This window comes from Streptomyces sp. NPDC049541, from assembly GCF_044465725.1.
In the GTDB taxonomy this organism is placed as follows: Bacteria; Actinomycetota; Actinomycetes; order Streptomycetales; family Streptomycetaceae; genus Streptomyces.
In genome coordinates, this window is record NZ_JBITLY010000002.1 from 537918 (window position 1) to 555520 (window position 17603).

A 17603-nucleotide genomic window follows, 5' to 3' on the forward strand; every position below is an offset into this window, starting at 1 on the left:
TGCCGTGACAGTCGAAACGCTCACTGTCGATCTGGGCACGGAGACCGGCCCCTTCCACGGCGGCGCGAGCGGCACGCTCTACGGCCTCTACGGCGACGGCGTGCCCAGCCGGGCCGTCGTCGAGGGCATGTACGTCCGCACGGTCACCACCAAGGCGCAGGACGGCGTCCAGCACCCCGGCGCCGACGCCCTGGAGATCCTGCCGTCCTTCGTCGCGGCGGGCGGCCAGGACGTCTACGTCTACCTGACCGACATCCACCGCGGCTTCCCCTACGAGTGGCCGGGCACCACCGGCGAGGAACGCCTCACCGCCTACCTGGCGACCATCCGCCGCCAGGTCGCGCAGGTGCAGACGCTGGGCGCGCTCAAGTCCCATGTCGTGTACGTGCCGTTCAACGAGCCCGAGGGCAACATGTTCGGCACGGGTGAGTGGAGCTACGACCAGATCTCCTGGCACACCGAGCCCGGCCCCTACTTCGCGGCCTGGCAGCAGGCGTACCACCTCATCAAGGGCCTGGACCCCGAGGCGCGCATCGCCGGCCCGAACACCTGCATCCTCTATCCGGAGGTGCGCGGCTTCCTGGAGTTCGCGCGCGAGCACGGAGTGCTCCCCGACGTGATCACCTGGCACGAGCTGTCCTCCCCGGACGAGGTCCGCAGGAACGTCGCCAAGTACCGGGAGCTGGAACGGGAGTTGGGCATCGGACCGCTGCCCGTCAACCTCAACGAGTACGCGCACAACTACCATCTGTCCGTCCCCGGGCAGATGGTCCAGTGGATCGCAGCGATCGAGGAGTCCAAGGTCGACGCCGACATGGCGTACTGGAACATCGCAGGAAACCTCAACGACTCGGCGGTCGAGGCCAACAAGGGGAACGGCCAGTGGTGGCTGTTCAACGCCTATGGGCAGCTGTCCGGCCACACCGTCCGGGTCACCGCACCGCACCCCAACCTCCAGTACACCCTGCAGGGCGTCGCCACCCTCGACCGGCTGAAACGGCAGGCCCGCGTGCTGTTCGGCGGCGCGAGCGGAGCCGCGGACCTGGTCCTCGAAGGCGTGGACGCGGACCTGTTCGGTGCCACCGTCCACGTACGCCTCCAGGAGATCGCCTGGAGCGGCCAGGTCGGCGCGAGCGCCCAGCCCTTGCGGCTGCTCGACGCCGAACTGCCCGTGACGGACGGCCGGGTGACGCTGACGCTCACCGATCTCGACGAGATGTCCGCCTACCAGCTGATCGTGGCCCCCGGCGGCCACGGCGCCGCGCTGCTGCCGCCCGCGGCGGGCCGGCGGCTGACCTACGAGGCCGAGGACGCCACATACACCGGCGGCGGCTACGTCAAGCACGGCCCGGAGGGATCCCCCTCCGACGTCGACAAGTTCGCGACCTCCGGCGGTTACCACATCGGCGGCCTGCGCACCGGCACCGACGGCGTGCTCGCCTTCGACGTCGAGGCCCCGCAGGACGGGACGTACGACCTGCGGGTCTTCGCCAATTCCCACAACCTGGCCGACCTGGTGCGCGAGCACGGCCCCACCAACGTCTTCCTGCGCGTCGACGGTGAGGACGCGCGTGAGCTGCGGCTCCCCCTCGGCTACAAGTGGGCGGTGTGGGGCCACACCGACACCGAGGTCGAACTGACCGCCGGCCCGCACCGGATCACCCTCGCCGCGCGGGACCCCGACCTCGGCACGACCAAGGGCGACGCCGTCGTCGACAAGCTGGACCTCGCCCTGCGCGACGACCAGGAGGCGTTGTACGAGGCCGAGTTCGCCGCGCTCGACGCGGGCGCACGGGTGAGCTACGCCGACCTCGGCGCCTCCGGCCCCGGCGCCGCCGTCCTCCCGCGCGGCGGCACCGTCACGTTCTGGGTGCATGCGGCCGAAGACGACGAGGCGACGGTCACCGTAGACCTGCTCGGCCCCGGCGAGGGCCTGCTCACGGTCAACGGCGAAGAACTCGGACGCGTGCAGCGAGGCCCCGTCCCGCTCTTCCTGGCCGGCGGCATCAACAAGGTCACCGTCACCGGGACCTCGGACCGCCTGGTCGTGGACCGGCTGCGCGTCGGCGCCTCCCGCCGACTGCTGCCCACATACGTGGCCGCCGCCGAGGAAGGCATCCTGACCGGTACCGCAAGGGTGACGGGACACTCGTACGCCACCGGTGGCAAGGCCGTCGACGGCGTCGGCGGCGGCTCCGGCAATGCGCTCACCCTGACGGTGAGGGCCGAGCGCGCCGGACGCCACGCGCTCACCATCCGCTACTCCAACGGCGAGCAGGCGCCCGCCACCCACTACAACCCGGACCCGGTCTGCCGCCACGCGGACATCTCCGTCAACGGCGCGGCACCGCAGCGCGTCCTGTTCCCCACCACCTTCCACTTCAACAACTTCTGGAACCTCTCCGTGCCCGTGACCCTCCATCAGGGCACCAACACGCTCACGTTCACCGCCGACGAACTCCCCGACTTCGACGGCCGCACCAAGAACGCATACGGCCAGCGCTCGGCGTACGCCCCGGTCATCGACCAGGTCACGGTGACCCCGCTTGCCGAGGCGCTCTATCGTGACGGGCACGAGGAAGGGGCGGCCTGATGCTGGAGTTCACCTTCGCCGGCCTGGTGATCGAGTGGCGCGGACCTGCGCCCTACTACTACCTGCCCGTGCCCGACGAGGAGTCCGCGGACATCCGTGAGGTCGCCGCGCAGGCCAGCTACGGCTGGGGCGTGATCCCCGTGGCCGCGCGAATCGGCGGGGTCGACTTCGAGACCTCGCTGTTCCCCAAGGACGGCGGCTACCTGCTTCCGCTGAAGGCCGCGGTCCGGGCGCCCCGGCGGATCACCGCCGGCGACGAGATCACCGTGGAGATGACCGTCCGGCTCCCGCACTGATCAGTGCTCGTCGCCCGCCCGGTACACGCCGAACACCGCGGCCTGCGGATCCCGCAGCACCGCGATCCTGGGCCCGTCCGGCACCGAGGTGGGCTCCATGAGGACGGTGCCGCCCGCCTCCGTCGCCGTGTCCGCGGAGGCGTCCACGTCGGCCACCGCGAAGTACGGCAGCCAGTGCGGCGGCACCTCGGGCGGGAACTTCTCGTCCATGCGCACCATGCCGCCGAAGTCCGCGCCGTCGATGCGCCATTGCGGGTAATGCTCGGTAGCGCTGACGCTCCAGCCGAACACCGTCGTGTAGAAGCTCTCGGCCCGCTCGGGCGCGCGGGTCAGCAACTCCACCCAGCCGAGCGAGCCGGGCGCGTTGAACAGGCCGGCACCCGGGAAGGCCCGCGCCTGCCACAACTGGAAAGCGGCGCCTGCCGGATCGAGCGCCACCGCGAATCGTCCCAGGTCGAACACATCCATCGGGCCCAGCAGAACCGTCCCGCCGGCCGCGGTCACCGCCGCGGCGGCGGCATCCGCGTCCGCCACCGCGAACGACACGTTCCACGCGACGGGCTGCGACTCCTGGTACAGCGGGGTCAGCGCGGCGACCGCGGCGTCCCCGAGGTGCGCGACCGTGTATCCGCCGGCCTCCTGACGCGGATCCGTCTCGCTGCGCCAGCCGAACAGCTCCGCGTAGAACCGCTTGGCCGCCGACAGGTCGCTGGTGCCGAGCTCGGTCCAGCAGGGCCCGCCGGTCACCGGCTTGTCGAGCTTCATGGTGTCCTTCCGAAGCCTCGGGCGAACAATGGCCCCTCCAGCACGCTAATCCCGGCCCCGCCCGGTGGCCATCCGGCCGAACCCCTCGCGCCCGGCGCCGCCCCCGACGTACCCTCGCCCCTGTACCGCACCGCATGGCGGCCTCCAGTCCACGTCCTTGCCCCGGAGGTTTCCCCATGCCCGCGCCCACGGTGCGCCCCTTCCGCCGCGACGACCGCGACCAGCTCACCGACCTGATCAACGCACATGTCGCCGCCGTCATCCCCGGTGTCTCCGTCTCGGTGAACACCGTCCTGAGCGACCTGGAGCGACAGCCCGGCGAGTTCATCACCGACCCCTGGGTCGCCGAGCGCGTCACCCTCGTCGCCGAGCAGCGCCGCCATGTCGTGGCCGCAGCCCACCTGCTGCGCTACCGCTCCGGCGCGGAGGTCGGCGACCACTACCGCGACGCCGGTGAGATCGACTGGTTCGTGTGCCGGCCACCGGCCTCCTTCTCGCCTGACGCCGAGGACGCCGCGGACCAGCTGATGGCCGCGTGCCTGGCCCAGTTCGCCCGCTGGGACGTCCGCGTCCGGTACGCCGACGGCGCCCTCCCGGCCCCCGCCGTCCACGGCCTGCCCCGCAACTGGCCGCACATCCGCGCCGTCTACGAACGCTCGGGCTTCCGGCACGTCGGAGACACCGAGGTGGTCCTGATCGCCCGGGTGGCCGACCTGCCGGCCGTCGAACCCCGTCCGGGCGTGTGGTTCGAGCGGTCGCTGGGGGAGTGCGGCACCCGTTTCACCGCTCGTGCCGACGCACGCGCCGCGGGCTTCATCGAGGTCGACACCGCCCTGTCCCGCCCGGAACGGCACGCCCGCGCGGCAGGCCTCGCCGACATCGGCAACCTGCACATCGATCCGGCCTTCCACGGCGAGGGCCTGGAGCGACAACTGCTCGCCCAGGCCGCCGACTGGCTGCGCCTGTCCGGCACCGACCGTCTCTTCGCCTACGAGCCGGACGACGACAACGAAGCCCTCGACCTCCTGCTCGCTTCGGGTTTCCGGGAGCTGACCCGTACCGACCGGCGCTGGGAACACCGCCCGCGGGGGACTCGCCGGGCCGTGGGACGACCGAACTGAAATTCCGGACACAAGGGTCGATAATTTTCTTCAGGTCTGCGGAGGGTGGACGACATTGATCCGCGTGCTTCTCGTCGAGAACACCCGCCTCGTGCGGGGAGCCTTCGCCGCCCTGCTCTCCCGCGAGGACGACATCGAGGTCGTCGCGGAGGCCGCGGGCAACGGCGAGGTGCTGGCGCGGGCACTGCTGTGCCGCCCCGACGTGGCCGTGATCGACGTCGACTCCAAGGAGGGCGAGGAACTCGCCGCGCGGGGCGAGCTGAAGCGGCGGCTGCCCGAGTGCCGAGTGCTGCTGATGATGGCCTCCCCCACACCGGCGCGGCTGCGGCGGATGCTGGATCTGCGGGCTGCCGGGGTGATCAGTACGAACGCTCCGGCGGACCGGCTGATCCACGGCATCCGCAAGCTGGTCAGGGGGCAGCGGTTCATCGACCCCGAGTTCGCGCTGGCCGCGCTGGAGGCGGGAGCGAACCCGCTGACCCCGCGGGACGTGGAGATCCTGCGGCTGACCGCTGACGGCGTCCCCACCCGGGAGGTCGCCGAGCGGCTGTCCTTGTCCGTGGCCACGGTCCGCAACCACCTGTCGGCGATCACCAGGAAGATCGGGGGACGCACCCGGATCGACGCCATCCGGATCGCGAGGGAGTCGGGCTGGATGTGACCACCGCGCCGAGCGGTGCCCGGGACGGTTGCGCCACGCCCCAGTGGCCGACCAGATCCCGGTAGAGCGCAGATCCGGTCAGCAGCTCCTCGTGGGTGCCGAGGCCGATCCGTGCGCCGTCCATCACCAGGACCCGGTCGGCCCGCAGCGCCGAGCTGATGCGGTGGGCGACGACGACCAGGGTGCCGGGGCGGCGGGCGAAGGCCTCCTCGGCGATCGCCTCGGCGGCCGCATCGAGATGACAGGTCGCCTCGTCCAGGAGGGTCAGCCGGGGCGCCGGAAGCAGGGCGCGGGCCAGGGCGAGCAGCTGACGCTCGCCGGCCGAGAGGTCCCCGGGGGCCAGGGGTGCGTCGTAGCCGCCGAGGCGCTCGACGAGCGGCGTCGCACCCACCGAGCGGACCGCCGACTCCACGTCCGCAGGGGGAGCGCCTGGCGCCAGGTAGGTGAGGTTCTCCGCCAGCGTGCCGGCGAAGACGTACGCCTCCTGCGGGATGAGCACCCGACACCGCGCCAGGTCCTCGCCGCTCCCCAGGGCGCGCACCGGCACGCCGTCGAGGCGCACCTGCCCTGCCCCGGGTTCGAGGACGCCCGCGATCAGTGCGGCGAGCGTGGACTTCCCGGCGCCGCTGGGTCCCACCACGGCGAGGTGCTCGCCCGGGCGCAGGACGAGGTCCAGGTCGCGGATCACCGGCTCCGCGGAACGGGCGTAACCGAACGTCAGTCCGTGCACCTCCAGACGGGCGCCGCCCTGCCGTACCGGTGTGTGCGCGGCGACCCCGGTTCCGGGCTCGACGGCCTCCGGCGGGGCCGGGGGCTCCACCGCGATCTCGGCCATGCGGCCGACGGTGACCACGAGCCACAGCCCGCTGCTGCCCAGTCCCCGGACGAATCCCTGCAGGGCCGGCTGGAGGGCCTGCGACACATAGCTCACCGCCCCCAGGATCGCGCCCGCCGTCACACCGTTGCGCACCAGCCAGGGCGCTCCGAGCAGGATGAGCAGCAGTGGTACCCAGCCGCTGATGCCCAGGGCGGCGGTCCGCAGCGCGGTCAGCCGGGACAGCGACACGGCGGCCCGGGCGGCGGCGTCGACCTGCGCCCCGGTCTCGGCCCTTACGCGGTCCTCGGCGCCGCAGGCCACCACGTCCCGCAGCCCCCCGGTCAGGGTGCTGGTGACCTCGGCGATGCGCTCGTCGGCCAGGATGACCTCCCGCTGGCGTGCGGCCATGGTCCGCAGCGCAGCGAGGAACAGTGCGAGGCCGATCAGGAGCGGCGGCAGGACCAGGACCAGCAGCAGGGGGTCGAGACCGGCCAGGCCCACGAGCACCGCCACGGCCGTGACGACGAAGCCCTGGACGAACAGGACGATCGCGCCGTAGGCGTCCCGGGCCCGCTCGACATGCTCGGTGAGCCGTGCCACGCCGGCGGTGTCGGCGGGCCCGCCCAGCCGCGCGGACCGGTACAGCGTGCCCGTGGTCACCAGGGTGACCAGCTCGTCCCGGAACGGTTCGATGAGCGAGGCCAGCCCCAAAGTGGCGTGCCGGGTGCCCCAGGCCCCGACGAGATGGGCGACCGCCAGCACACCCAGCCAGAGGAAGCCGGTCGCGGGCCGGTCGGCGAGGAAGCCGCGGTCGACGGCCCGGGCCACGATCCATCCCGACAGGAGGGCGGGTACGGCCTGCACCAGCGACCAGGCCACGAGCCGCCGGTACTCCCGGCGCCGGCGGCCGAGCGAGGAGCGGAGGATCCGCACGGACCGCCGCTTCACCGCGCGCCTCCGGCGCCGGCCACCGCCCCGGCGATGGAGAGCGGCTGGAACGTGGACCGGTAGTCCGGATCCGCCCACAGCGCGTGATGCGTTCCCAGCGCCCGCACCGCGCCGTCCGCGAGCCAGACCACGAGGTCCGCGCGCGCGGCCGTGGACGCCCGGTGCGTCACGACGAGCCGGGTACGGTCGGCGAGCGCGCCGGTGAGCACCTGGCTGATGTGGTGCTCGGTCACGGTGTCCAGGCTTGCCACGACGTCGTCGAGCACGAGCACCCGCCGGGCCTGGAGGAACGCGCGGGCCAGCCCGATGCGCTGCGCCTCGCCGCCGGAGACCGGGGTCTCGGCGACGCGGCTGGCGTAGCCCGCGGGCATGTGGCGGATGAACGCGTCGGCCCGGGCCGCCCGGGCCCGCGCCACCAGCTCCTCGTCGCACGGAGCCCGCGCCCCGAAGCCGATGGCGTCGGCGAAGGTCTCACCGAGCAGTACCGGGCGTTCGAAGCCGTACGCCACCGCCCGCCTGAGCTCGTCACGGCGAAGGCGGCGCAGCGGTACGCCGTCGAGCAACACCTCGCCCCGGTCCGGGTCGACGAGGCGCCCGGCCAGCGCGGCCAGCAGCGACTTACCGGCCCCGGAGCGCCCCACGACGGCGACGAGAGCGCCGCCGGGGACGACCAGACTGAGGTCCCTGAGCAGGGGACCGCCCGTCCCCAGCATGGTCACCTGCCGGAACTCCAGCCTTCCGGGGCCTTCGGGGAGGCTTTCGTGGCCATGGGCCACGGGGGGCAGCGCCAGCACTTCGGCGATCCGCCCCGCCGTCGTACGGGCCTGGGCCAGCTGGTTCACCGACGACAAGACGCTGCCGATCCCGACCGCCATGGCGGCGTACTCGCTCGCCGCGAGCACCTCTCCGGGCGAGATGCGCCCCTGCGAGAGCTCCAGACCGGCCACCGCCAGGACGGCGACCACCAGCAGCGGAACGACGAGATCTCCGCGCGCCGACACCCGGGCGACCGCCCGCCACATGCCCAGGCCGTGCCGGTGCAGCTCGGGCAGCGGCTGGAGGACACGGCGCGCCTCGCGGTCCACGGTCCGCGCGGCGGCGATCGTACGGATGCCGCCGAGGGCGTCGGAGAGCCGGGCGGCGATGGTGCCCTGGATACGGAAGTACCCCTCGTTGGCGCCCGAGACGTCCCGGAGGAAGGACCGCGCCAGCACCACCACGAGGGGCATGCCGACCAGGAAGGTGAGACACAGCCAGAAGTCGATGAGGGCCAGGGCGACGATCGCGCCGAGCGGCGGGACGAGGCCGACGAGGACCCAGGTCACGCCCGAGGCGAAGTTCCCCGTCCGGGCGGTGTTGCCGACCATGCGGCCGACCAGGTCTCCTTCGGTGAACCGGCGGGTGGCCCGGGTGCCCGCGTCCAGCACATGTCCCAGCAGCGTGTGCCGCAGCCACGCCGTCGACCGCGCCTCGGCCACCCCGGAGACCAGGTCGTCCACGGCGTCGAAGGCCACCAGAACGAAGATCAACGCACCGCTCAGAGCCATCCACTGCGCGGTGCCGCGGCTGGTGAGGACGGCGTCGAGGGTGCGGCCCATGACCGCGGGCAGGGCGAGGGTCACGCCCGTGAGCAGGAGGGAGGTGAGCACGATGGCGCCCACCCAGGCACCTCCGCGCCGGGCCGCCGCCAGCAGCAGGCGGTCCGCCTCACGCACAGGCATGGCGACCTCCCGGCGCGTTGGCGGGTGCGGGAACACGCGGGGCGTTCCCGCACCCGGTCGATCACTTGATGCTTCCGCAGACGGTCAGGCTGAGGTTGCTCGGCGCGTGACCGCAGACGAGTGCGCTGAGGCGGCTGCCTCCGCCGCCGTGACCCGCGACGACATCGGGGTCGAATCCCTGCAGTTCAAGCAGTGACATGGAGATTCACCTCCTCCCTGAGTACCTCGTGGGGGCGGGGATCTGCGTCCGTGCGGCCGCCGCGTTCGCCCGTGGGGGCGAGGAACGGCAGACGTACGGGGCTGTCGTGCAGGGCCGAACCGACGGCCAGCAGCACGCCCGCACTGCCGGTGGCCAGGTCGGTGGAGAGCCGCTGCAACTGCTCGCCGGGGAAGACGAGATGGCCCCGGTGGGTGAGCGCGTGCCAGGACAGGCTGCGCACATGCCCGGCGACCACCGGGTCCCGGCGCGCGGCCGTGCCGGGGGGATGGCGCCTGCTGAGACACAGGATCATTCCGGCGGTGCCCGCGAAGAGCCCCGGCTGGATGAAGAACCGCCCCGAGGCCGCCGTGCGGATCGCCGTGGCCGCCTCCCGGAACCGTTCGTCCTCGCGATGGGCGAGGAAGTCGTCCAGGACGAGACCGATGCCCGCGCTGCCGTCCGCCAGATACGGCATGGTCCGCCAGCCCTCGTCCACCTCCAGCGCCCCGTCCTCGCGGACGACACAGCGGTCCAGGTCCTGGCGCAGCGCCGTGCCGGCCAGGTCGAGGAACTCCGGGTCGCCGGTGGACTCGTAGAGCCGAAGGAACATCAGGGCGGGCCCCGTCGAGCCGTGCAGCAGGCCGGCGTACGGGTAGCCGGGGGTGCTCAGCCGGTCGGCGACCAGGCGTGCGGCCTCGAACGCGGCGTCGCGCAGCGCGGGTTCACCGGTCGCCGCCGAGAAGTGCTGGAGGTTCAGGCCGATGCCGGCAAGCCCGCCGTGCAGATCGGGCCCGAGCTGCTGCCACCGATCACCCAGGCACAGGTCGAGCAGCTTCATCGCCGTGCCGTGGTGGCCGAGGTGTTCGAGGACGTACGCGGTGCCGTGCAGGCCGTCGTAGAAGCCGAGGGGTGTTCCCCGTTGCGGGTTCAGGGCATGCCGTACGAGCCACTCCTCGTGCCGGGGGTGGCGGCCGGCGCCGACCGCGTCGAGGGCGTAGAGCACTCCTGCCGCGCCGTAGGCGATGCCCAGGCCCCCGCCGGGGGCGCCGAACTGCCGTATGTCGCCCGGGAAGAGCCGGTCGTCGCGGTCCGGTGTGGCGGCGGCGAGGATCGCGGCGGTCATGGAGGCGCGGGCGCGCAGCCAGCCCGGGCGGTCCGGTTCCACCCGGAGTTCCTGCGACCGTGTGCCCGTGCCGCTGTCCCCGGTGATCACCTCGACCGCCTCCGCCAGGAAGGCGCGGGGGACCGGGAAGGAGCGGGCGGCCTCCTCGGCGAGTTGCCGGGCCTTGCCGGCGTCGAGCCCGAACAGGCCGGTCAGCGGAATGAACAGGGAGATCCGCAGACAGGCGAGCGCGTACTCGTCGATGGCGGTCCCGGTCCGGTCGGGCGGGGCCGCGAAGCCCACGGCGGCCAGCCGCTGCCTGCGCTGTTCGGCCGCGTCCATCGCGCCCTCGAAGTCGATCAGCACGACCTGGCCGTCGGGCCGTACCAGGATGTTGTCGGTGTGCAGATCGCCGACGACCGTGCCGCGGTCGTGCACGGCGGCGACCGCGCGCTCGATCCGGGCCGTCATGTCCAGCGCCCACGCGGTGTGGTCGGCGAGTTCCGCCTCGTCGGAGTGGGGGTGGACCAGGGGATACCGCTCGACGAAGAGGCTGCTGAGGGTCTGCCCGTCGACGAATTCCTCGACGAGGAAGTGGTGGCCGCCCAGGACGAAGTGGTCGAGCAGGGCGGGCACGCAGTCGAGCCCGCGCAGCCGCTCCAGGGCCTCCCGCTCGTAGCGCTGCCGGGTGACCGCGTCCGCGCCGTCCATGGTGAGCCCCGCGTACGGCCGGGCCTCCTTGAGCACGACCCGCTGCCCCGTCCGCCGGTCGCGACCGTGGTACAGGCCGCCGCCGTTGGAGTAGTGCAGGGCGCCCTCGATCAGATACGGCAGGTCCGCGACGGTGGTGCCCGCCCGGGCGGCCAGATGGGGTTCGAGGACGGCGGGCAGCCGCACCCAGTCGGGAGGGCGGAACGTCGGACCGCGCACATCGGGCACCAGCCGGCCGGAGGGGTCCTCGATCGCCGTCACCGTCGACCCGTCGGGCGAGACGCACGTCCGGTAGGCGAATCCGCCGTAGCGGACGTACAGCGGGCCCTCTCCCCAGCGCAGGTCGCTCAGGATGTACGGCCCCTGCCGCCCCTCCAGAAGGGCCCCCAACTCGTCGAGGACGACCGCGAGCCGGTCCTCGTCGGCCGGGTAGATCGTCACGAACTTGCCGCTCGATCCGCGCGCCGCGTACTTGGCGTTGGCGACCAGGAGATGGTCCGTGCTCGGCAGGAACTTGAAGGCGATGCGGCGCGGGACGCAGTAGTCCCATACGACGGTGAGGATGTCCTGCGCGTCGTCGAGGCACGCCGACACATGGATCTTCCAGCCCTGCGGGGGGAGTTCGGCGCCGTCGGGGCTGAAGACCACCCACTCGCCGAACCCGGAGCGCTGCCACCCGCCGGGGGCCGGACAGCGGGTCTGGGCGAAGTCGCCGAGCTGTTCCCGGGCACGGGTGGGCGTCTCGTAGAAGTGGGGATCCAGGAGGCAGTAGGCCTCGTAACGCATGTCCACGGGGTTGCTCCTGTGCTTCGTAGAGCAATCTGGCGTTGTGGGGAACGTTCACCCGGGATCACTCACGAGCATTCCAGAGTCCGCCGCCGTGGCATACCACTGTTCGTCACGCGTGCGGCGTGAAGTTGTCTCCCCGGACCGTGAACCCCTCACTGCGGACCGGGGAAAACTGCCGGTACGGGGCCGGCTGGTTCCCGGCGCTCAGATCCCCGGCCGGTACCGGATCGGATGGTCCGCCGGCACCTCCACCAGCACGATCCGTGTCCCGTCCGGATCCGCGATCCACATCTCGACCAGCCCCCACGGCTCCTTCACCGGCTCCCGCACGATCTCGACGCCCTTGGCCCGCAGCTCCTCGTGCGCCGCGGTCACGTCCTCGACCTGCAGCCACAACCGGACGGCGGGGGAGGGCGGGGTCTCGGAGCGGCCCGAGACCTCCAGGAAGCCGCCGCCGAGGAAGTAGACGGTGCCGCGCTGCGGCCCCGTACCGAACTCGCGATAGACGGCGAGGCCCAACTGCTCGCCGTAGAACGCGCGGGAGCGCTCGGGATCGCTCGGCTGGAGAAGGGTCCGGCTGCTGAGAACGTGCACCATACACATGGAGCCTAGGCCCTGCCGTTTGGATCGGCTCGGCGTCGCGGGGCCTGGCACGCCCTCCCCCACTGCCTCAAGGGCGTGGGGGGACCTCCAGACGCGTTGTCGTCACTCTCCCCCACTCTCGAATTCGCTCGAGCGGGAGGGGCCCCCATCGCTCCGCGTCGCCCGCCGCGGCAGCGGCTGATGTCACAGCCTGCTCCGCCTTGCAGCTGCACGCTCCCCCACTCTCGGCTTCGCCCGAGCGGGGGGACCCCTCATGACCCCGCTCGGGGCGGCTGCAAGGCGCAGTCCCCTACGGCCGACCTGATCCGAACGACAGGGCCCAGTGGCAGGGTTACCCTCGTCCCTGCCCGTGCCGTGCCAGAAACCGGAGTGACGCCCATGGAGACCACCGCCGACGGACTGACCTTCCGCGACGCCACCGACGCCGACGTCGACGTGCTGGTCGCGCTGATCGAGTCGGCGTACCGCGGGGACTCCAGCCGGGCCGGGTGGACCACCGAGGCGGACATCCTGCAAGGGCAGCGCACCGACCCCGAGGGCGTGCTCGCCGTCATCAAGTCGCCCGACAGCCGGCTGCTGACGGTCGAGCGGGACGGCGCCGTCGTCGCCTGCTGCCAGCTCGAACACCGCGGGGAACACGCCTACTTCGGGATGTTCGCGGTCAGCCCGCAACTGCAGGGCGCGGGCCTCGGCAAGGTGATCATCACGGAGGCGGAGCGCGCGGCGCGCGAGAGCTGGGGCGTGCGCGAGATGCACATGACCGTGATCTCCGTGCGAGACGACCTGATCGCCTGGTACGAGCGCCGCGGCTACCGCCGTACGGGAAAGATGACCCCGTTCCCGTACGGCAACGAGCGCTTCGGCATTCCGCTCCGCGACGACCTGCAGTTCGAGCTGCTGGTCAAGGAGCTGGTCTGATCAAGGAGCTGGTCTGAGGCTCAGGCCGTGAAGCGGCCGGTGCGCTTGATCTCCGGGTAGTCGGTGGTCGCGCCGTCCAGCTGGAGCGCCCGGACGAGCCGCAGATGGTCCTGGGTGTTCACCACCCACCCGATGATCCTCAGGTCCGCCTTGCGGGCCTGTTCCACGATCTCCAGGGTGAGGCGGCGGATGTTGAGGCAGACGGTCGCGGCACCGGCTTCCACGGCGCGCTCCACGATGTCGGTGCCGTAGCGGCTGCCGATCAGCGCGGTCCGTACGCCCGGCACCAGACGCGAGATCTCGGCGATCGCCTCGTCGTGGAACGAGGACACCTCGACCCGGGCGACCAGGTCCCGTTTGAGCATGACCTCGGCAAGCGCCCGTGCCGCCGCGATGTCCTTGATCTCGGCCTGCAGAGGGGCCCGCACCGCTTCGAGGACCTCCTCGAAGACCGGGACGCGCTCGCCGCGGCCCGCGTCCAGGGCGCGCAGCTCGGCAAGGGTCTTCTCGGCGATCGGGCCGGTGCCGTCGGTCGTGCGGTCCACGTCGGTGTCGTGCATGACGACCAGGGCGCCGTCCTTGCTCAGATGCAGATCGAGTTCGATCACGTCGAGCCCGGCGTGCTGGGCGGCGACGAAGGAACGGAGGGTGTTCTCGGGCTCGGTACCCATGACTCCGCGATGACCGATGGTAAGGAAGTTCAAGGTTCAACTCGCTTCCGTCGACGGCGGCTCGGCTCCGCGCGCGGACCGGAGCGGACGGCCGCGCGGGCAGAGCCGCAGCCTAGTGGCCCGGCCCGGCGATGAACCCGCGCGTACACGGGGTATCGGCGTGCCGTCGGGCGCGGGCCTGGCCTGTACCCGTCGGGGATCACCCGGGCGTGGGCGAGTCCTTCCGGCATTGACCGGTGGCCGGTTTCGACGCTCCGTCGCCGGGTAGCCGCGCGATACCCAAATGTCTGCCGGATGGGTTTCCGGCAGGAAAAAGTTCTGTGACCAAGGAGAAGCGCAGGATAATCTCCCGAGACTCCTCTTGCTGAGAGGAAGTCCGTATGTATACGGTCTCCATACGCAAGCTTCTCCCGTGGAGGATGGGACATGACGGAAATTCTTGTGCAGGCGGCTTCGGGGGAGCAGGTTCCTCCGGTGACCAGGGTGGTTGAGCACCCGGCCTGGCCCGTGCTCAAGAATGCCGTGGAGCAGATCCGGCCATGGCAGTCCAAGGACGGATCGATCGACCTCGGGGCCGCGGGTGCGCCCGGGCGCGCGGAGGCCGAGGCGGCCGTACGGCGTGTCGTGGCGGCCGTCGAGGAACTCTCCCCGCTGCTCCCGCACGACGCCGACTACCACGAGGCGCTGGCCAAGGACCTGCTTCGGTGGGCCGAGGGCGGCTTCGAGGTGCCCGACTTCCTGGACTCGCTGCTGGCCTTCCAGCCCGCCGCGAACCGCGCGGACGGCCTGCAGCACCTGGTCGTCTTCCCGATGTACACGCAGAACGGCAACCCGGACCGCAACCTCGAAGCGGTCGTGCTGCGCATGGTCTGGCCCGACTGGCTGGCCGAGCTGGAGCGCACCCGCTACGACAACCCGCTGTTCTGCGGCATCAAGTTCGAGGACTTCACGGCCGGCTACGACACCAACTCCGCCGTCCTCTTCCCGGAGACCATCGCCGTACGCGAGGCGCCGGAACGTTTCTCCTGGGGTGGCATCTTCTGCGACCGCGAGGCCGCACGCTTCCGTCGCGTGACCGACGCCGCCGTCGACATCCTGGGCCTCGACCTGCCCGAGGACATCGCCGCGATGGTCCACGACCAGAAGCGCTGCGAGGAGGCTTTCGTGCTGTGGGACATGGTCCACGACCGCACCCACAGCCACGGCGACCTGCCCTTCGACCCGTTCATGATCAAGCAGCGCCAGCCGTTCTGGATGTACGGCCTCGAGGAGCTGCGCTGCGACCTCACCGCCTTCAAGGAGGCCGTGAAGCTGGACGCCGACGGCGTCCAGCAGGCCCGTGACGTGCAGTACGCGGTGCTGTTCGACCGCATGTTCCGCTTCCCGGTCACCGGCGAGCGCGTGCGCAACTACGACGGCCTCGGCGGCCAGCTCCTCTTCGCCTATCTGCACAAGCACGACGTGATCCGCTGGACCGACAACAAGCTGCACATCGACTGGCAGCGCGCCCCGCAGGTCACCAACCAACTGTGCGGCGAGATCGAGGACCTCTACCGGGCCGGCATCGACCGCCCGAAGCTGGTCCACTGGTTCGCCGCCTACGACCTGGTGTCGCAGTACCTCGCCCCGCACCCCGGCTCCCGCTGGGCCAAGGGCCCCGACGCCCTCGACCTGAGCCGCCCGCCGCGGAAGCTCGTCGATGACGTGCTTCCGGACGAGTTTCCCCTGAGCATGTTCTATGAGGCCCTCTCCAAGAAGCTGAAGAACGTGATCGCCTCCACCAAGGGCATCACGGCGGAGAGCCCCGAGCGGGTCGCCGCATGAGCGACCGCAGCACCAGAACCACTGCTCAGGAGGCGAAGACCATGGCGGGGAACGGAGCTCTCAGCGGTGCGGTGATCGCGGTGGCCGGCGCGGGCGGACCCGCCGGGCGCGCGGCACTGGTCCGGCTCGCGGAGGCGGGCGCGACCGTCGTCGCCGCGGACAACGATCCCGAGCGGCTCGCGGAGGCCGTGGACGCGGCCCGTTACGCCTCCGGCGGCGCCACCGTGACCGGCGAGCCCGTCGACCTGCTGGACCTGGAGTCCACGCGGGAGTGGGCCACCCACATCGAGAAGGAGTTCGGCCGCGTCGACGGCCTGGTCCACCTCGTCGGCGGCTGGCGCGGCAGCGAGACCTTCATCAAGACCAGCCTCGACGACTGGGACTTTCTGGAGCTGCTGCTCATCCGCACCGTGCAGCACACCTCCCTGGCCTTCTCCGAGGCGCTGCAGCGCAGCGAGCGCGGCCGCTACGTCCTGATCAGCGCCGCGGGCGCGACGAAGCCCACCGCGGGCAACGCCGCGTACGCCGCCGCCAAGGCCGCCGCCGAGGCGTGGACCCTGGCCATGGCCGACTTCTTCCGCAAGGCGGGAGGCGCCGAGGGCCCGACGTCGGCGGCTACGATCCTGGTGGTGAAGGCGTTGGTGCACGACGCGATGCGTGCCGAGCGACCCAATGCGAAGTTCGCGGGCTTCACGGACGTCAAGGAGCTGGCCGAGGCCATCACCGACGTCTGGAGCAAGCCCGCCGCCGAAGTGAACGGAAAGCGTCTGTGGCTGACCGAGAAGCCGTGAACCCCCCGAGGACCGACGCGCGTCGCCATCACGACCCGCAGGTCCGCGGCTTCGCCAGCGACAACTACGCCGGGGCCCACCCGGAGGTGCTCGCCGCCCTGGCCCTGGCCAACGGCGGGCATCAGGTCGCGTACGGCGAGGACGACTACACCGACAACCTCCAGGGCATCATCCGCAGCCACTTCGGGGCCACGGCCGAGGCCTTCCCGGTCTTCAACGGCACCGGCGCGAACGTCGTCGCGCTCCAGGCGGTCACCGACCGCTGGGGTGCGGTGATCTGCGCCGAGAGCGCGCACATCAACGTCGACGAGGGCGGCGCGCCGGAGCGCATGGGCGGCCTCAAGCTGCTGACGGTGCCGACGCCGGACGGCAAGCTCACCCCCGAACTGATCGACCGTCAGGCGTACGGCTGGGACGACGAGCACCGCGCGATGCCGCAGGTCGTCTCGATCACCCAGAGCACGGAGCTCGGCACGCTCTACACGCCGGACGAGATCCGCGCGATCTGCGAGCACGCCCACGCGCACGGCATGAAGGTGCACCTGGACGGCTCCCGGATAGCCAACGCGGCCGCGTCCCTGGACGTTCCGATGCGGACGTTCACCAACGCGGTCGGCGTCGACATCCTCTCGCTCGGCGGGACGAAGAACGGCGCGTTGTTCGGCGAGGCGGTCGTCGTCATCAACCAGGACGCCGTCCGCCACATGAAGCACCTGCGCAAACTGTCCATGCAACTCGCCTCCAAGATGCGCTTCGTCTCGGTGCAGTTGGAGGCCCTGCTCGCCAAGGACCTGTGGCTGCGCAACGCCCGCCACTCCAACGAGATGGCCCAGCGCCTGGCCGAGGGCGTGCGCGCCGTGCACGGCGTGGAGATCCTCTACCCGGTCCAGGCCAACGGGGTGTTCGCCAAGCTCCCGCACGATGTGAGCGAACGGCTGCAGAAGCGGTTCCGCTTCTACTTCTGGGACGAGGCAGCGGGCGTGGTGCGCTGGATGTGCGCCTTCGACACCACCGAGGAGGACGTGGACACGTTCCTCGCGGCGCTCAAGGAGGAGATGGCGCGTTAGGTCTGC

The 17603-nt window shown here is 71.6% G+C and carries 15 protein-coding genes; 8 read left to right on the forward strand and 7 right to left on the reverse strand.

What is annotated here, in order from left to right:
• Positions 1-4: 4 nt before the first annotated feature.
• Together ACIBW9_RS09555 and ACIBW9_RS09560 are read left to right on the forward strand one after the other, a co-directional pair.
• Positions 5-2593 (forward strand): cellulosome protein, encoded by a 2589-nt coding sequence (locus tag ACIBW9_RS09555; protein ID WP_398952976.1) that lies wholly within the window; start codon positions 5-7, stop codon positions 2591-2593.
• 2 nt (positions 2594-2595) lie between these two features.
• Entirely contained in the window at positions 2596-2889 is a 294-nt protein-coding gene (locus ACIBW9_RS09560) for a DUF1905 domain-containing protein (protein WP_398953955.1), read from the forward strand.
• Here the strand turns inward: ACIBW9_RS09560 and ACIBW9_RS09565 are convergent, their stop codons facing one another.
• Complete coding sequence (locus tag ACIBW9_RS09565) at positions 2890-3654, reverse strand: VOC family protein (protein WP_398952978.1); 765 nt, start codon at positions 3652-3654, stop codon at positions 2890-2892.
• A gap of 176 nt (positions 3655-3830) precedes the next feature.
• Here ACIBW9_RS09565 and ACIBW9_RS09570 point away from each other — a divergent pair, with 176 nt between their 5' ends.
• Positions 3831-4775 (forward strand): GNAT family N-acetyltransferase, encoded by a 945-nt coding sequence (locus ACIBW9_RS09570; RefSeq protein ID WP_398952980.1) that lies wholly within the window; start codon positions 3831-3833, stop codon positions 4773-4775.
• 64 nt (positions 4776-4839) lie between these two features.
• Positions 4840-5436, forward strand: a complete 597-nt coding sequence (locus tag ACIBW9_RS09575) for a response regulator transcription factor (RefSeq protein ID WP_398952982.1) — start codon at positions 4840-4842, stop codon at positions 5434-5436.
• Here ACIBW9_RS09575 and ACIBW9_RS09580 read toward each other — a convergent pair.
• From ACIBW9_RS09580 to ACIBW9_RS09600, 5 genes are all read right to left on the reverse strand, one after another.
• Entirely contained in the window at positions 5366-7201 is a 1836-nt protein-coding gene (locus ACIBW9_RS09580) for an ATP-binding cassette domain-containing protein (protein WP_398952984.1), read from the reverse strand. The two genes, ACIBW9_RS09575 and ACIBW9_RS09580, sit on opposite strands and share 71 nt — an antisense overlap.
• The gene (locus ACIBW9_RS09585) at positions 7198-8922 is read right to left on the reverse strand and encodes an ABC transporter ATP-binding protein (RefSeq protein ID WP_398952987.1); all 1725 of its coding nucleotides are present in this window, start codon (positions 8920-8922) and stop codon (positions 7198-7200) included. The genes ACIBW9_RS09580 and ACIBW9_RS09585 overlap by 4 nt, the downstream gene beginning before the upstream one ends.
• A 61-nt stretch (positions 8923-8983) precedes the next feature.
• The gene (locus ACIBW9_RS09590; RefSeq protein ID WP_398952989.1) at positions 8984-9121 is read right to left on the reverse strand and encodes a SapB/AmfS family lanthipeptide; all 138 of its coding nucleotides are present in this window, start codon (positions 9119-9121) and stop codon (positions 8984-8986) included.
• Positions 9108-11720 carry a class III lanthionine synthetase LanKC gene (gene lanKC, locus ACIBW9_RS09595; RefSeq protein WP_398953957.1) on the reverse strand — a complete coding sequence of 871 codons (2613 nt, stop codon included), beginning with the start codon at positions 11718-11720 and terminating at the stop codon, positions 9108-9110. Before lanKC ends, ACIBW9_RS09590 begins: the two co-directional genes overlap by 14 nt.
• 207 nt (positions 11721-11927) lie before the next feature.
• Positions 11928-12320 (reverse strand): VOC family protein, encoded by a 393-nt coding sequence (locus ACIBW9_RS09600; RefSeq protein WP_398952991.1) that lies wholly within the window; start codon positions 12318-12320, stop codon positions 11928-11930.
• Positions 12321-12704: 384 nt separating this feature from the next.
• Here ACIBW9_RS09600 and ACIBW9_RS09605 point away from each other — a divergent pair, with 384 nt between their 5' ends.
• On the forward strand, positions 12705-13244 hold the full coding sequence (locus ACIBW9_RS09605; RefSeq protein WP_398952994.1) for a GNAT family N-acetyltransferase: 540 nt from the start codon (positions 12705-12707) through the stop codon (positions 13242-13244).
• 20 nt (positions 13245-13264) lie between these two features.
• Here the strand turns inward: ACIBW9_RS09605 and ACIBW9_RS09610 are convergent, their stop codons facing one another.
• On the reverse strand, positions 13265-13948 hold the full coding sequence (locus tag ACIBW9_RS09610) for a glycerophosphodiester phosphodiesterase (RefSeq protein ID WP_398952996.1): 684 nt from the start codon (positions 13946-13948) through the stop codon (positions 13265-13267).
• A gap of 393 nt (positions 13949-14341) precedes the next feature.
• Here ACIBW9_RS09610 and ACIBW9_RS09615 point away from each other — a divergent pair, with 393 nt between their 5' ends.
• From ACIBW9_RS09615 to ACIBW9_RS09625, 3 genes are read left to right on the forward strand one after another with little or no spacing between them, the layout of a single operon-like run.
• Positions 14342-15739 (forward strand): DUF6421 family protein, encoded by a 1398-nt coding sequence (locus ACIBW9_RS09615; RefSeq protein WP_398952998.1) that lies wholly within the window; start codon positions 14342-14344, stop codon positions 15737-15739.
• Entirely contained in the window at positions 15736-16530 is a 795-nt protein-coding gene (locus ACIBW9_RS09620) for an SDR family NAD(P)-dependent oxidoreductase (RefSeq protein ID WP_398953000.1), read from the forward strand. Before ACIBW9_RS09615 ends, ACIBW9_RS09620 begins: the two co-directional genes overlap by 4 nt.
• Positions 16527-17597, forward strand: a complete 1071-nt coding sequence (locus ACIBW9_RS09625; protein ID WP_398953002.1) for a threonine aldolase family protein — start codon at positions 16527-16529, stop codon at positions 17595-17597. The genes ACIBW9_RS09620 and ACIBW9_RS09625 overlap by 4 nt, the downstream gene beginning before the upstream one ends.
• Positions 17598-17603 lie beyond the last annotated feature (6 nt).

Bases quoted from the DNA above. Each gene is read 5' to 3' on its own strand.
- ACIBW9_RS09615 (WP_398952998.1), top strand. From the start codon at position 14,342: ATGACGGAAATTCTTGTGCAGGCGGCTTCGGGGGAGCAGGTTCCTCCG.
- ACIBW9_RS09590 (WP_398952989.1), bottom strand. From the start codon at position 9,121: ATGTCACTGCTTGAACTGCAGGGATTCGACCCCGATGTCGTCGCGGGT.
- ACIBW9_RS09620 (WP_398953000.1), top strand. From the start codon at position 15,736: ATGAGCGACCGCAGCACCAGAACCACTGCTCAGGAGGCGAAGACCATG.
- ACIBW9_RS09565 (WP_398952978.1), bottom strand. From the start codon at position 3,654: ATGAAGCTCGACAAGCCGGTGACCGGCGGGCCCTGCTGGACCGAGCTC.
- lanKC (WP_398953957.1), bottom strand. From the start codon at position 11,720: ATGCGTTACGAGGCCTACTGCCTCCTGGATCCCCACTTCTACGAGACG.
- ACIBW9_RS09570 (WP_398952980.1), top strand. From the start codon at position 3,831: ATGCCCGCGCCCACGGTGCGCCCCTTCCGCCGCGACGACCGCGACCAG.
- ACIBW9_RS09585 (WP_398952987.1), bottom strand. From the start codon at position 8,922: ATGCCTGTGCGTGAGGCGGACCGCCTGCTGCTGGCGGCGGCCCGGCGC.
- ACIBW9_RS09605 (WP_398952994.1), top strand. From the start codon at position 12,705: ATGGAGACCACCGCCGACGGACTGACCTTCCGCGACGCCACCGACGCC.
- ACIBW9_RS09600 (WP_398952991.1), bottom strand. From the start codon at position 12,320: ATGGTGCACGTTCTCAGCAGCCGGACCCTTCTCCAGCCGAGCGATCCC.